Below are 13,691 nucleotides of genomic sequence, written 5' to 3' on the forward strand. Positions count from 1 at the left end.
CATGCTGCGCGACGCACTGAACGGCCTGACCGTCATCGATTTCACCCAGATCGGCGCCGGGCCGACCTGCACCATGCTGCTGGCCGACATGGGCGCCAGGGTCATCAAGGTAGAGCCGCCCGGCGGCGAACTGGGCCGCGGGCTTGGGCCCGGCTGGCTGGGCGACGACAGCGCGCTGTTCCACGGTTTCAACCGCAACAAGCTGGGCGTGGCGCTGGACCTGAAATCCCCCGAGGGGCTCGCGGTGGCGCGCCGGATGGTGACGGAAGCCGACATCGTGGTGGAAAGCATGCGCCCGGGCGTGATGGAGCGCCTGGGGCTTGGCTATGCCGAACTGTCGGCGCTGAACCCATCGCTGGTCTACTGCTCGATCTCCGCTTATGGCCAGCACGGGCCCTATGCAGGCCGCGCCGGCGTCGACGGCATCATCCAGGCCGACGCCGGGTTGATGAGCCTGATCGGCCTGCCCGACGGCGAACCGTGCAAGGTGCAGGCGCCGGTGGTCGATGTAATGACCGGCTACGTGGCCTGCGTGGGCATTCTCGGCAAGCTGGCGCAACGTGCACGCGACGGCCAGGGCGGGCATCTCGACGTCAGCCTGCTCAACGCCGCGCTGGCGCTGCAGCAATCGTCGATCACCAGCTATTGCGCCGACGGGAAGCTGCCGGAACGCGCGGGTAGCGCCGCGCCGTACTCCGCCCCCAACCAGGCCTTCCGCACCGCTGACGGCTGGATCATGGTCGCCGCCTACATGCCCGAACGCTGGCGCCGGCTGTGCGACGTGCTGGGCCTGCCGGCGCTTGCCGACGATCCGAGCTTTGCCACTTCGCCGCTGCGCGTGGCCAACCGTGCGGCAATGGTGGAGACACTGACCAGCGTGTTCGTGACCCGTCCGACCGACGCGTGGCTGGCGCTGTTGCAGGACGCCGACATCCTGTGCGCACGCGTGGCCACGTATGAAGACCTGATGGCGCACCCGCAGGTAGCGGCCAACCGCATGATGCAGCGTATCCCGCACGAGACGCTGGGCGAGATCCGCATGCCCGGCTTCCCGATCAACAGTGCGCAGGAAAACGCGCTGCCGGTGCACCCGGCGCCGGCGTGCGGTCAGCACACGCAAGCGGTGCTCGCGGAACTTGGCTTCAGCGCGGCACAGGTCGCGGCCCTGCAGGCCCGGGGCGCGGTCCACTGTGCCGGTGGTGTCGAGGCGCCGCTCGCGGCAACGGCATCATGAACCGCGCCGACATCATCGCCGCGCTCTACCTGCATGCGGTGATGATGGCGGCGCTGGGACATGGCCTGGAAACCTGCGCGCAGCAGGCGTTCGCGCGCTACCACCAGGTCATCAGCGCGCAGCTTGCCATTCCCGACCGCTTCGCCGGCTGGTGACCGGCGCGCGCCCGGCCGAGTCCACTAAGCCTGCGTCTCGCACTGCGCCAGCAGCCACTCGCGGAACACCGCCATGCTGGCGCTTTCCTTGCGGTCGGCGGGCGTCAGCAGGTAGTAGGTGAAATCGCCCATGTCGACCGTCTGGCGGAACGGCGCAACCAGCCGCCCGGCCTCCAGGTCGGCCGCGACCAGGAAGCGCTGGGCGATGGCAAAGCCCTGCCCTTCCACTGCCGCGGCATACGCCATGGCGGAACTCTGGAACGTCATGCCGCTGCGCGCATCCACCTGCGCGTCGGCGCGTGCCGCCTTCAGCCAGTGCGCCCAGTCGTCCGGACGCGCAATCGAATGCAGCAGTGTCTGGTGCTGCAGGTCGGCAGCCTTCTTCACCTTCGGGCTGCCCGCCGCAACGCCGGGGCTGCAGACCGGCACCAGGATGTTGGACACCAGGCGGTAGGTATTCACGCCGCTCCACTTGCCGTCGCCGAGCCGGATCGCACCGTCGATGTCTTCCTTGCGGAAATCGACCGGGTCCAGCGACGCGGTCAGCAGCACCTCGATGCCGGGGTTGGCCGCGTGGAAGGTCGACAGCCGCGGGATCAGCCAGCGCATGGCGAAGGTGGTGTAGGCGCGCACCTTGAGTTGCTTGCGCCTGGCCCGCTTGCCGAGCCGCCGCGTGGCTTCGCGGAGGTCGTCCATCGCCCGGGTCACCGCGCGGTAATAGTCCTCGCCGGCGCGGGTCAGCGAGATCTGCCGGTGGCCGCGATGCAGCAGCTGCACGCCCAGGCCCTCTTCCAGCGCGCGGATCTGCCGGCTGACGGCGCCCGGCGTCACATGCAGCTCGTCGGCCGCGGTGGTGATGCTCAGGTGCCGCGCCGCCGCTTCAAAGGCGCGCAGGGCATTCAGGGGAGGCAGTTTGTCCATGCCGGCGAGTCTGCCATACGGTTGAGGATTTCTCAATCGAAGCCGGCCACGTTTATTGACAACTGCTGGTTGCCTTTGAAACACGATTGCACCGCCTAGTGTTGCGGACATTGCGCGCCTAAATTTGTCTCCGTGGCCCCCGCCATCAGACAACGCAGTCAAACCGAGCACCATCCCCAAGGAGATCCACATGTCCGCCAACACCACCAACACCACGAACATCGCCGCCAACGCCAACACCGCCGGCAAGGTCTGGTTCATCACCGGCGCCTCGCGCGGCTTCGGCATGGAGCTGACCCGCGCCGCGCTGGCCCGCGGCGACCGTGTCGTCGCCACCGCACGCCGCCCCGAAGCGATCACCGATGCCGTGGGCGCGCACGACAACCTGCTGCCGGTGGCCCTCGACGTCACCAGCGAAGCGCAGGCAATCGCTGCCGCCGAAGCTGCCGTGGCCCGCTTTGGCCGCATCGACGTGCTGGTCAACAACGCCGGCTACGGCCTGCTGGGCGCGGTGGAGGAAGCGTCGGCGCGGGAGGTCGAACAGCAGTTCGCGACCAACGTCTTCGGCGTGCTGAACGTGACGCGCGCGGTGCTGCCGCAGATGCGCCGCCAGCGCAGCGGGCACGTCGTCAATATCTCGTCGATCGGCGGCTATGCAGCCTATCCCGGCTGGGGCGTCTACGGCGCCACCAAGTTCGCGGTGGAAGGCCTGACCGAAGCGCTCGATGCAGAACTCTCGCCGCTGGGCATCCGCGCCACCGTGGTCGAGCCGGGCTTCTTCCGCACCGACTTCCTCGACGCCAGCTCGCTGGTCCGCGTCGGCACCGAGATCGCCGAATACGCCGAGACCGTCGGCGCCATGCGCGGCCACATGGCATCTGCCAACCACCAGCAGCCTGGCGATCCCGCCAGGCTGGCCGTGGCACTGCTCGCCCTTGCCGACAGCGACAACCCGCCGGTGCGCCTGCCGCTCGGCTCGGATACGGTGGCTCGCATCGCGGAAAAGAACCGCAAGGTGGAAGGCGAGTTGGCGGCGTGGCATGCGGTGGCCGTATCGACCGACCACGTGGACGCAAACGCCTGACCTGTTGCAGCGCAGCAGTACGCCTTTTGCTGCGCTGCAGCCAGGCGTGAAGTGAAGTTGTCGGCCGGCCAAGCGCCGGCCGCACCACTTTGCACCCCGCGCGCATCAGGCTTTGTCCCAATGCCGACACTGGCATATGTCGTTTCCGGCGAATTTCGCCAATAATGCCCTGACAGCCATTGCCGGACGAGAGAGCCACCATGCACGACAGTCCCGATGCCATCCGCACCGTTGCCCTGCTCGGGCATGCAGGTTGCGGCAAGACCTCGCTGGTCGAAGCGCTGCTGCACAAGGGGGGTGCGATCCACACCCCGGGCAGCGTGGAGCGCGGCTCCACGGTCAGCGACAACGATCCGCTGGAGCGCAAGTACAAGCGCTCGCTGAGTTCCGCCATCACCCACGTCGACTTCCGCGACACCCGTATCTACCTGCTGGACACACCGGGCTACCCTGATTTTTCCGGGCTTGCGATCAGCGCGCTGGCAGCGGTGGAGACCGCCGCCATCGTCATCAATGCGCAGAACGGCATAGAGATGACCACGCGCCGTGCCATGGCGTGGGCGCAGTCCCGGCAGCTATGCCGGATGATCATCATCAACGGCATCGACGGCGAGAAGGTCGACCTGCCGGCGCTGCTGGCCGATATCCAGGAGGCATTCGGCAAAGAGTGCTTGCCCATCAACCTGCCGGCGGGCAACGGCGGCAAGATAGTAGACTGCTTCTTCAATCCGGCCGGCGAGTCGGATTTTTTATCGGTGGCGTCGGCGCATGAAGCGCTGATCGATCAGGTCATCGAGATCGACCCGCAACTGATGGAGTTGTACCTGGAGCAAGGCGAGGCCATCACGCCCGAGCAATTGCACGCGCCGTTCGAGCGCGCGCTGCGCGAGGGCCACCTGGTGCCGATCTGCTTTACCTCGGCCGCCACCGGCGCCGGCATCGAGGAACTGCTCGACGTGTTCGTGCGGCTGCTGCCCAATCCCACCGAAGGCAACCCGCCGCTGTTCTACCGCTCCACCGACCAGGATGCCGAAGGCACCGAAAAGCGCAAGGCGGTGCGCGCCGAGCCGGTGCCGGACAAGCACGTGCTGGCGCATGTGTTCAAGGTGGTGATCGACCCCTATGTCGGCAAGCTGGCGGTGTTCCGCATCCACCAGGGCACGGTCACGCGCGACAGCCAGCTTTATATCGGCGAAGGCCGCCAGCCGTTCAAGGTGGCGCACCTGCTGTTGCTGCAGGGCAAGGAGACGCAGGAAGTCCAGCGCGCCGGGCCCGGGAATATCTGCGCGGTGGCCAAGGTCGATGAACTTGGCTTCGACGCCGTGCTGCACGACGCTACCGAGGACGGCGACATCCACCTGACGCCGCTGGAATTCCCCACGCCGATCTATGGCCTGGCGATCGAGCCGGCGCGGCGCGGCAACGAGCAGCGGCTGGCCGAGGTGCTGCACAAGCTCAGCGCCGAAGACCCCTGCCTGCGCGTCGAGCATCCCGCCGGCACCAACGAGACCGTCGTGTTCGGCCTTGGCGAGTTCCACCTGCGCTGCGCGCTGGAGCGTCTGACCGAGCAGTACAAGCTGGAAGTCGCCACGCGGCCGCCGAAGATCGCGTATCGCGAGACCATCGCCGGCAAGGCCGAGGGCCATCACCGCCACAAGAAGCAGACCGGCGGCGCCGGCCAGTTCGGTGAAGTGATGCTGCGCGTGGAACCGCTGCCGCGCGGCGAGGGCTTCGAGTTCATCGATGCGGTCAAGGGCGGTGCCATTCCCGGCCAGTTCATTCCCGCGGTGGAGAAAGGCATCCGCCAGGTGCTGGAAAGCGGGCCGCTGGCCGGCTTTGCGATGCAGGACGTGCGCGTGACCGTGTACGACGGCAAGAGCCATCCGGTCGATTCCAAGGAAGTCGCGTTCGCGGCCGCGGGGCGCAAGGCCTTTGTCGACGCGGTGATGAAGGCGCGCCCCAGCGTGCTGGAGCCGATCGTCGATATCGAGGTCACGGTGCCGGGCACGTCCATGGGCGACGTCATCGGCGATCTCTCGGCCAAGCGCGGACAGGTGCATGGCACCCGCACCGCGGCCGGCAACGCAGTGATCGTTGCCGGACAGGTACCGCTGTCGGAGCTGAACGACTACCAGTCACGCCTGAACAGCATGACCGGCGGGCACGGCAGCTACACCATCCAGTTCAGCCACTACGACAACGTGCCGCCGGGGCAGCAAGAGAAGATGGCATCCCGCCACAAGGCGCAGCAGGACACCGACTGAGCGCGCGGCTGGCTCAGTGTTGGCTAAATGCTGGCTCAGTGCTGGCTGGCGCCAGCCGCGCCGATGCCGGTCATGGCGCGCACGAACTGCGCGCCGTAGCGCTGGCGTTCGGCGCTTGCCTGTGCCGAGCGGTCCAGCACCGACACCAGCCAGGCGCTGGCGAAGGCCAGCGTCATCGAGAACAACGCCGGGTTGGCATACGGGAAGATCGCCTGCTGGTGCTTGAGGATTCCCACCCACACGGTCGGGCCCAGCACCAGCAGCACCACCGCCGACACCAGCCCCGCCAGGCTGCCCGCCACCGCACCGCGCGTGGTCAGCCCCTTCCAGAACATCGACAGGAACAGCACCGGGAAATTGACCGACGCGGCGATCGCCAGCACCAGCCCGGACAGGAACGCGATGTTCTGCTTCTCGAACATCACGCCCAGCACCATCGCCAGCAGGCCGATCACCAGCGTGGCGATCTTCGACACGCGGATCTCATCCTTCTCGCTGGCCTGTCCGCGGCGGAACACGTTGGCGTAGAGGTCATGCGACACCGCCGACGCGCCCGACAGCGCCAGCCCCGCCACTACCGCCAGGATGGTCGCGAACGCCACCGCCGAGATAAAGCCGAGGAACAGGTCGCCGCCGATCACGTGGGACAGGTGCACGGCCACCATATTGCTGCCGCCGATCAGCTTGCCCGCCGCGTCGCGATAGGCCGGGTCCGCGCCCACCATCACGATCGCGCCGAAGCCCACCACCAGGATCAGCACGTAGAAGTAGCCGATAAAACCGGTGGCGTAGAGCACGGACTTGCGCGCCTCCCTGGCATCCGCGACTGTGAAGAAGCGCATCAGGATGTGCGGCAGGCCGGCGGTGCCGAACATCATGCCGACGCCCAGCGAGATCGCATCGATCGGATTGGACACCAGCCCGCCCGGCGACAGGATCGCGGCACCCTTGTCATGCACCTTGGCCGCGCTGGCGAACATGGCTTCCGGGCTGAAGCCGAAGTGGGCCAGCACCATCACTGCCATGAACGTCACGCCGCCGAGCAGCAGCAACGCCTTGATGATCTGCACCCACGTCGTCGCCAGCATGCCGCCGAACATCACGTACAGCACCATCAGCGCGCCGACGATGACCACAGCCGATTCATAGCTGGTGCCGAACAACATTTCGATCAGCTTGCCCGCGCCGACCATCTGCGCGACCAGGTACATGATGACCACCGTCAGCGTGCCGCACGCGGCGGTGATGCGCACCGGCTTTTGCGCCAGCCGGTACGAGACCACGTCGGCAAAGGTGTAGCGGCCGAGGTTGCGCAGGCGTTCGGCGACGATGAACAGGATGATCGGCCATCCGGCCACCACGCCGAGCGCGTAGATCAGCCCGTCATAGCCCTTGTCGAACATCATGGCCGAGATGCCGAGGAACGACGCGGCCGACACCATGTCGCCGGCGATCGCCAGGCCGTTCTGGAAGCCGGTGAGACCGCCGCCGGCCGCATAGAAGTCCGAGGCCGAGCGCGTACGCCGCGCGGCCCAGCGGGTGATGCCGAGCGTGAACAGGACGAACAGCATGAACATCACGATGGCGCTCCAGTTCAGCGGCCGCTGCGCGGCTTCGCCCTGGATCGCGGGGGCCGCGGTGGCGGTGGTGGCGGCGATACTGGCGAGCCCGCACAGGGCCGCGCCGAGGAAACGGTGTACCGACTTCATGCTTCGCACTCCTTGCGCACGCGTTCGTTGAGCGGGTCCAGGTCGCGGTTGGCGCGGTGGACGTAGATGGCGGTCAGCAGCACGGCGGCGAAGATCACCGCCACGCCGACAGGAATGCCGACGGTCATGACGCCTGCGCCGATCGGCGTACCAAGCGTGGCGGGCGAGAAGGCCAGCAACAGGATGAAGCCGAAGTAGATCGCCAGCATGAGCAGCGTCAGCGACCAGCCCAGGCGCGTGCGGCCGTGGATCAGGCGGATGAAGTCGGGGTGGTTCTGGATGGTTTCCAGTTGTCGCGCGTCCATGGTGTCTCCTTTGGCGCAGGGGGGCGTGGCGGCTCTGGGAGGCTGCCATCGGTCGGGTTCGTGGATGAGGTGTCGATATGCCGACGGTTTGCTCCCCTCTCCCGCGCGCGGGAGAGGGGAGCCTATGCTGAGGGTGGTGGTGGAAACTAGCGTTTCAGATCGCGCCGACCGGCTGTTCGTGCGTGACCTTCGGCCGCATATCCACCACGCGCCGTGCCTTGCCAACCGTGGTGCGCTCGATCCCGTCGGCCGCCACCACCTGCACGCGCGTGGTCACGCCGACATAGGTCTTGATCTGGTCTTTCAGGTCACGCTCCAGCGCCGCCCGGTCGTCCGCCGACAGCGACGCGGACCGCTCCGGCCGCGCCTCGACCCGCACCTCCAGCTTGTCCAGGTGCCCGTCACGCGTCACCACCAGCTGGTACTGCGGCGCCAGCGCCGGCGCCTTCAGGATCAGTTCTTCGATCTGCGACGGGAACACGTTGACGCCGCGGATAATCAGCATGTCGTCCGAGCGCCCGGTGATCTTGCCGATCCGCCGCATCGACCGCGAAGTCGGCGGCAGCAACCGCGTCAGGTCGCGCGTGCGGTAGCGGATCACCGGCAGCGCTTCCTTGGTCAGGGAGGTGAACACCAGCTCGCCCTCGGAGCCGTCCGGCAACACCTCGCCGGTCACCGGGTCGATGATCTCGGCGTAGAAATGGTCTTCCCAGATCACGGGGCCATCCTTGCTCTCGATGCATTCGCACGCCACGCCCGGCCCCATCACTTCGGACAGGCCGTAGATGTCCACCGCGTCGATGCCAGCACGCGCCTCGATCTCCGCGCGCATCGCGTCGGTCCACGGCTCCGCGCCGAAGATGCCGACCTTCAGCGAGCTTTCGGACGGGTCCATGCCCTGGCGCTCCATCTCCTCGATCAGGTTCAGCATGTACGACGGCGTCACCATGATGATGTTGGGCTGGAACTCGCGGATCAGCTGTACCTGCTTCTCGGTCTGTCCGCCCGACATCGGGATCACCGTGCAGCCCGCCTTCTCGGCCCCGTAGTGTGCGCCCAGCCCGCCGGTGAACAGCCCGTAGCCATAGCTGACATGCACAAGGTCCCCGGCGCGGCCCCCGGCGGCGCGGATCGACCGCGCCACCACGCTGGCCCAGGTATCGATGTCCTTCGCGGTATAGCCGACCACGGTCGGCTTGCCGGTGGTGCCGCTCGACGCATGCACGCGGGCCACCTGCTCGCGCGGCACCGCGAACATGCCGAAGGGGTAGTTGTCGCGCAGGTCCTGCTTGGTCAGGAACGGGAATTTCGACAGGTCCGACAGCGACTTCAGGTCGTCCGGATGCACCCCCGCTGCCTGGAACGCCTTGCGGTAATGCGGCACGTTGTCATAGGCATGGCGCACGCTCCATTTGAGCCGTTGCAGCTGCAGCGCCTGCAGTTCGTCGCGGCTGGCGCGCTCGATCGGCTCCAGCTCATTGGGGTTGGGGTTGCGTTGCACCATTGTCTACTCCATCTCGTTATGATGGCGCCGCATGCGAAGGGGGCCGGCGCCGGGGTACTGCAAGCCTTGCGATCAGATATGCGAGCGGCTCTGGACCACGCGGAAGCGGTTGGCGACGAAGGCGGCGTCCGACAGCGAAGCATTCGCGGCAGGGTTGGCGCCCGTGGCATGGAAATCGCTGAACGCGGCCGACTGGTTGACGAACACGCCGCCGGTCAGGTTGAGCGACAGCGCCACGCCGGCGTCTTCCGCGGCATCGCGGATGCTTTCACTCACGCCGGCATCGGTGGTATAGGCCGACAGCGTCAGCGCGCCGTGCGTCTTCGCGCCGCGGTGGGCCAGCTCGATGCTGTGCGCGGTGCTGTCGGTCGCCACGACGAAGGAGATCGGGCCGAACAGTTCCTGCATGATCTTCGCCTCGTCGCAGGCATCGACCTTCAGCACCAGCGGCGTGCGGATGCGCGCCCCCGGAAACTCGGGATGCTCCAGCACGCGGCTGTCGGCAACGATTTCGCCCAGCGCGCGCGACGCTTCGATCCGTTCCACCACACCCTCGTTCTGGATCGCGCCGATCAGTTCCACCGCCTTGGCCGGATCCGCGGTCAGCTTGCTGACGGCCTCGCCGATCGCTGCGGCAACCTGGTCGAAGCTGACGCGCCCTTCCGGCGTATCGATGCCGTCCTTCGGCACGTAGATGTTCTGCGGCGCCGTGCACATCTGGCCCGAGTACAGCGACAGCGAGAAGGCGATATTGCGCACCATGCCCTTGAAGTCGGCGGTGGAGTCGATGACGATCTGGTTGACGCCAGCCTTCTCGGTGTACACCTGCGCCTGGTGCGCGTTGCGCTCCAGCCAGTCGCCATTGGCGGTGCTGCCGGTGAAGTCGATCAGGCGCACTTCCGGGCGCAGCGCCAGCTTCGACGCCATGCGTTCGCTCGGGTCGTTGGCCACCAGCGTGACGATATTCGGGTCGAAGCCGGCTTCTTCCAGCACTTCGCGTGCCACCTCGACGGTGATCGCCAGCGGCAGGATCGCGCCCGGGTGCGGCTTGACCACCACCGCATTGCCGGTCGCCAGGCTGGCGAACAGGCCGGGATAGCCGTTCCAGGTCGGGAAGGTGCAGCAGCCGATCACCAGGCCCACGCCGCGCGGCACCACGCTGTAGCGCTTTTCCATGCGCAGCGGTTCGTTCTTGCCTTGCGGCTTTTCCCACGTGGCTTGCTTCGGGATGCGGCGCAGTTCGTCCCAGGCATAGGCCACGGCTTCCAGGCCACGGTCCTGTGCGTGCGGGCCGCCGGCCTGGAAGGCCATCATGAAGGCCTGGCCGGTGGTGTGCATGACGGCGTAGGCGATCTCGAAGCTGCGGCGGTTCAGGCGCTGCAGGATCTCCAGCGATACACCGACCCAAGCTTCCGGGCCTGCCTTGCGCCAGGCAGGCATGCCCCTGGCAACGCCGGCAAAGAGCTGGTCAAGGTCGGGCCTGGGGTACGTAACACCCAGCTCCGGGCCGTAAGGCGAGACTTCCTTGCCCGCCTGGCCGACGGTGCCCGGCTGCGACAGCGCGAAGGGTTGGTTCAGGCGGGCTTCGAAGGCGGCCTTGCCGTCGGTGTTGGCGGTTTCGCCATAGACCCTGGGGCTCGGCATTTCAGTGAACGGGCTCCAGTAGCCGCGCGTGGCGATGGCTTGGGTGGCTTGTTCCAGCAGCGCCTGGTGGCGTTCGAAAAACGGATGGGACACGGCTTGCTCCGGGGGCGAAATTAAATCTGGGTATTGGGGATGGCAGGAAACGATGGCAGGAAACGCTTCAGGTGCTTCAGGTTTCCTGGTCGAAGTCGATCACCAGCTTGTCGCTGACGGCGTAGCTCTGGCAGCTGAGGATGAAGCCGCGCGCGACTTCGTAGTCTTCCAGCGCGAAATTGACGTCCATGTCGACCTCGCCTTCGATTCGCTTGCAGCGGCAGGTCGAGCAGACCCCGCCCTTGCACGAGTACGGCAGCTCGATGCCCTGCGCCAGCGCGGCGTCGAGCACGGTTTCCTTGTTCTTTTCCAGCGTGAAGGAGCGGGTGCGGCCGTCCTGGATCACGGTCACTTCGCACTGCTGCTGGCCCACCTGCTTGTGCGCATGCGCGGCGGGCCGCGCCGACGGGATGCTGGTGGCAAACAGCTCGCGCTTGATGCGGGTCTTGTCGACGCCGTTGTCGAGCAGCGCCTGCGAGACTTCTTCCATCATCGAGTGCGGGCCGCAGATAAAGGCAACGTCGATATCCTGCGGCTTGACCCAGTGCTTGAGCAGCGCGTTGACCTTGTCGCCGTCGATGCGGCCGTTGAACAGGTCGATGTCGAGCTGCTCGCGGCTAAGCACGAACACCAGGTTGAAGCGCTGCAGGTAGGTGTCCTTCAGGTCTTCCAGCTCTTCCTTGAACAGCACCGACGACGACGCGCGGTTGCCGTAGAACAGCGTGAAGCGGCTGTCCGGCTCCGCCTGCAACGTGGTCTTGATGATCGACAGCATCGGCGTGATGCCGCTGCCGGCGGCGAACGCGACGTAGTGCTTCGCATGCGTGGCGGACAGCGGCACGTGGAAATGGCCCGACGGCGCCATCACTTCCAGTTTCATGCCGGGCTGCAGCTGCTCGTTGGCCCAGTTGGAGAACAGCCCGCCGTCGACGCGCTTGATCGCCACGCGCAGCTGTTCGTCCTGCACTGCCGAGCAGATCGAATACGAGCGGCGCACGTCCTCGCCATCGATGCCGGTGCGCAGCGTCAGGTGCTGGCCCTGCACGTAGCGGTAGGTGTCGGACAGTTCGTCCGGGACGGTGAAGGTCACGGCCACCGCGTCGCGGGTTTCGCGCGTGACCGAGGCCACCGTCAGTTCATGGAATTTGCTCATCTCCCCACCTTTCCTTCTCAGTGAGCCTTGAAGTAGTCGAACGGCTCTTTGCAGTCGCCGCAGCGGTACAGTGCCTTGCACGCGGTCGACCCGAACTGGCTGACCAGCCGCGTATGGCGCGAGCCGCAGTGCGGGCAGGCCACCACCAGAGCAGGCGATGCCTTCCGGCTGATGCCGCTGATGTCGATCACCTGCTGCGCCGGAGGCGCAATGCCGTAGCCGCTCAGGCTGGCCTTGCCGCGCGGCGTCATCCAGTCGGTCGTCCAGGCTGGCGCCAGACGGGTCTGCACGCGCACGTTGTTCACGCCGCGTGCGGCCAGCGCATTTTCGATGCCGGTACGGATCATCGTCATGGCCGGGCAGCCGGAATAGGTCGGCGTGATGGTGACGACACAGGTGCCATCCAGCCAGGCCACGTCGCGCACGATGCCGAGATCGACCACGGAAATCACCGGAATTTCAGGATCGGGAACGGTATCGAGCCACGACCAGACCTGTTCGAGTGCGGGGCGTGACAGCGCTTGCGCGGTCATGATGCTCACCACTGCGCGCCGGGATAGGCGCGCTGCAGGAACTGCATTTCGGCCAGAAGGTAGCCGAGGTGTTCGGTATGACGGCCGTGGCGGCCGCCGCTCTGCGCCCACTGGCCGGCGGGCATACGCAGCCTGGCTTCTTCCAGGACCTCGCCGACATGGCGCTGCCATGGCTCAGCCAGCTTCGCAGGATCGGGGATCACGCCTTCGCGCACCAGTGCGGCCTCGGCCGCATCGGCCTCGAACAATTCGCCGGTGAACATCCACAGGTCGTCGAAGGCATCCTGCATGCGGCGATGGCTTTCCTCGGTGCCATCGCCCAGGCGCACCACCAGGTCGGCGCTGCGGCGCACGTGGTAGGTGACTTCCTTGAGCGACTTGGCGGCGATCTCTGCGATGCGCGCATCGGTCGAACGCTGCAGCGCTTCGAGCTGGAAGTAGTGCCACGTATCGAACAGGAACTGGCGCGCCAGCGTATCGGCATAGCTGCCGTTGGGCTGCTCCACCAGCAGCAGGTTGCGGAACTGGTGCGCGTCGCGCAGGTAGGCGAGCTGGTCGGCGGTGCGGCCGGCGCCCTCCACTTCGGCGGCATAGCCCAGCCACAGGCGGGTCTGGCCGACCAGGTCGAGCGCGACGTTGGTCAGCGCGATGTCCTCTTCCAGCGCGGGGCCATGGCCGCACCATTCCGACAGGCGCTGGCCAAGCACCAGCGTGGAATCGCCAAGGCGCAGCAAAAATTCGAGCTTGTTGTCCATGGTCCGGGCCGTATCAGATGTGCTTGACCGCTTCCGGCATCGGGAAGAACGTCGGGTGGCGGTAGACCTTGCTGTTGGCGGGTTCGAACAGCGGGCCCTTGTCGCCGGGGCTGCTGGCCATCACGTCGCCGGCCTTCACCACCCAGACGCTGACGCCTTCATTGCGGCGCGTGTAGACGTCGCGGGCGTTGTTGATCGCCATTTCGCCGTCCGGCGCGTGCAGGCTGCCCACGTGCTTGTGGGCCAGGCCGTGCTGGCTGCGGATAAAGATCTCCCAAAGCGGCCACTCTTTCATGGCAACCTCCTGTGTAAAGCGAATCGATGTAGGGGCGGCGCG

The 13,691-nt window shown here is 66.7% G+C and carries 13 protein-coding genes; 4 read left to right on the plus strand and 9 right to left on the minus strand.

The features are described 5' to 3' along the window. Position 1 precedes the first annotated feature (1 nt). Together CTP10_RS27065 and CTP10_RS27070 are read left to right on the plus strand one after the other, a co-directional pair. Positions 2-1,234 (plus strand): CaiB/BaiF CoA transferase family protein, encoded by a 1,233-nt coding sequence (locus CTP10_RS27065; RefSeq protein WP_116319546.1) that lies wholly within the window; start codon positions 2-4, stop codon positions 1,232-1,234. Further along, a complete protein-coding gene (locus tag CTP10_RS27070) occupies positions 1,231-1,389 on the plus strand; it encodes a hypothetical protein (RefSeq protein ID WP_199414579.1) in 159 nt (52 codons plus the stop codon). Before CTP10_RS27065 ends, CTP10_RS27070 begins: the two co-directional genes overlap by 4 nt. Before the next feature lie 24 nt (positions 1,390-1,413). On the opposite strand, the gene gcvA is transcribed toward CTP10_RS27070, so the two are convergent. Beyond that, a complete protein-coding gene (gcvA, locus tag CTP10_RS27075) occupies positions 1,414-2,310 on the minus strand; it encodes a transcriptional regulator GcvA (RefSeq protein ID WP_116319545.1) in 897 nt (298 codons plus the stop codon). A gap of 190 nt (positions 2,311-2,500) precedes the next feature. Between gcvA and CTP10_RS27080 the strand changes: the two genes are divergently transcribed. Together CTP10_RS27080 and fusA are read left to right on the plus strand one after the other, a co-directional pair. After that, complete coding sequence (locus tag CTP10_RS27080) at positions 2,501-3,394, plus strand: oxidoreductase (protein ID WP_116319544.1); 894 nt, start codon at positions 2,501-2,503, stop codon at positions 3,392-3,394. A gap of 200 nt (positions 3,395-3,594) precedes the next feature. Continuing rightward, positions 3,595-5,658 carry an elongation factor G gene (fusA, locus tag CTP10_RS27085; RefSeq protein ID WP_116319543.1) on the plus strand — a complete coding sequence of 688 codons (2,064 nt, stop codon included), beginning with the start codon at positions 3,595-3,597 and terminating at the stop codon, positions 5,656-5,658. A 35-nt stretch (positions 5,659-5,693) separates the two neighbouring features. On the opposite strand, the gene CTP10_RS27090 is transcribed toward fusA, so the two are convergent. From CTP10_RS27090 to paaB, 8 genes are all read right to left on the minus strand, one after another. Beyond that, the gene (locus CTP10_RS27090) at positions 5,694-7,367 is read right to left on the minus strand and encodes a cation acetate symporter (RefSeq protein ID WP_116319542.1); all 1,674 of its coding nucleotides are present in this window, start codon (positions 7,365-7,367) and stop codon (positions 5,694-5,696) included. Beyond that, positions 7,364-7,672 carry a DUF485 domain-containing protein gene (locus CTP10_RS27095; protein ID WP_116319541.1) on the minus strand — a complete coding sequence of 103 codons (309 nt, stop codon included), beginning with the start codon at positions 7,670-7,672 and terminating at the stop codon, positions 7,364-7,366. Before CTP10_RS27095 ends, CTP10_RS27090 begins: the two co-directional genes overlap by 4 nt. 154 nt (positions 7,673-7,826) lie before the next feature. Next, positions 7,827-9,176 (minus strand): phenylacetate--CoA ligase PaaK, encoded by a 1,350-nt coding sequence (paaK, locus tag CTP10_RS27100; RefSeq protein ID WP_116319540.1) that lies wholly within the window; start codon positions 9,174-9,176, stop codon positions 7,827-7,829. A 72-nt stretch (positions 9,177-9,248) separates the two neighbouring features. After that, positions 9,249-10,913 carry a phenylacetic acid degradation protein PaaN gene (paaN, locus tag CTP10_RS27105; protein WP_116319539.1) on the minus strand — a complete coding sequence of 555 codons (1,665 nt, stop codon included), beginning with the start codon at positions 10,911-10,913 and terminating at the stop codon, positions 9,249-9,251. A gap of 76 nt (positions 10,914-10,989) precedes the next feature. Further along, positions 10,990-12,066, minus strand: coding sequence for a 1,2-phenylacetyl-CoA epoxidase subunit PaaE (paaE, locus tag CTP10_RS27110; RefSeq protein ID WP_116319538.1), 1,077 nt, complete (start codon positions 12,064-12,066; stop codon positions 10,990-10,992). 17 nt (positions 12,067-12,083) lie between these two features. Continuing rightward, entirely contained in the window at positions 12,084-12,599 is a 516-nt protein-coding gene (paaD, locus tag CTP10_RS27115; RefSeq protein ID WP_116319621.1) for a 1,2-phenylacetyl-CoA epoxidase subunit PaaD, read from the minus strand. Between the two features lie 5 nt (positions 12,600-12,604). After that, a complete protein-coding gene (gene paaC / locus CTP10_RS27120) occupies positions 12,605-13,354 on the minus strand; it encodes a 1,2-phenylacetyl-CoA epoxidase subunit PaaC (RefSeq protein WP_116319537.1) in 750 nt (249 codons plus the stop codon). A 13-nt stretch (positions 13,355-13,367) separates the two neighbouring features. Continuing rightward, positions 13,368-13,649 (minus strand): 1,2-phenylacetyl-CoA epoxidase subunit PaaB, encoded by a 282-nt coding sequence (paaB, locus tag CTP10_RS27125; protein WP_116319536.1) that lies wholly within the window; start codon positions 13,647-13,649, stop codon positions 13,368-13,370. Positions 13,650-13,691 lie beyond the last annotated feature (42 nt).

This window comes from Cupriavidus sp. P-10, assembly GCF_003402535.2.
GTDB lineage: Bacteria > Pseudomonadota > Gammaproteobacteria > Burkholderiales > Burkholderiaceae > Cupriavidus.

What these genes read in the sequence shown, in the direction of transcription:
- CTP10_RS27065 (WP_116319546.1), top strand. Translation starts at nt 2, where the DNA reads ATGCTGCGCGACGCACTGAACGGCCTGACCGTCATCGATTTCACCCAG.
- CTP10_RS27070 (WP_199414579.1), top strand. Translation starts at nt 1,231, where the DNA reads ATGAACCGCGCCGACATCATCGCCGCGCTCTACCTGCATGCGGTGATG.
- gcvA (WP_116319545.1), bottom strand. Translation starts at nt 2,310, where the DNA reads ATGGACAAACTGCCTCCCCTGAATGCCCTGCGCGCCTTTGAAGCGGCG.
- CTP10_RS27080 (WP_116319544.1), top strand. Translation starts at nt 2,501, where the DNA reads ATGTCCGCCAACACCACCAACACCACGAACATCGCCGCCAACGCCAAC.
- fusA (WP_116319543.1), top strand. Translation starts at nt 3,595, where the DNA reads ATGCACGACAGTCCCGATGCCATCCGCACCGTTGCCCTGCTCGGGCAT.
- CTP10_RS27090 (WP_116319542.1), bottom strand. Translation starts at nt 7,367, where the DNA reads ATGAAGTCGGTACACCGTTTCCTCGGCGCGGCCCTGTGCGGGCTCGCC.
- CTP10_RS27095 (WP_116319541.1), bottom strand. Translation starts at nt 7,672, where the DNA reads ATGGACGCGCGACAACTGGAAACCATCCAGAACCACCCCGACTTCATC.
- paaK (WP_116319540.1), bottom strand. Translation starts at nt 9,176, where the DNA reads ATGGTGCAACGCAACCCCAACCCCAATGAGCTGGAGCCGATCGAGCGC.
- paaE (WP_116319538.1), bottom strand. Translation starts at nt 12,066, where the DNA reads ATGAGCAAATTCCATGAACTGACGGTGGCCTCGGTCACGCGCGAAACC.
- paaD (WP_116319621.1), bottom strand. Translation starts at nt 12,599, where the DNA reads ATGACCGCGCAAGCGCTGTCACGCCCCGCACTCGAACAGGTCTGGTCG.
- paaC (WP_116319537.1), bottom strand. Translation starts at nt 13,354, where the DNA reads ATGGACAACAAGCTCGAATTTTTGCTGCGCCTTGGCGATTCCACGCTG.
- paaB (WP_116319536.1), bottom strand. Translation starts at nt 13,649, where the DNA reads ATGAAAGAGTGGCCGCTTTGGGAGATCTTTATCCGCAGCCAGCACGGC.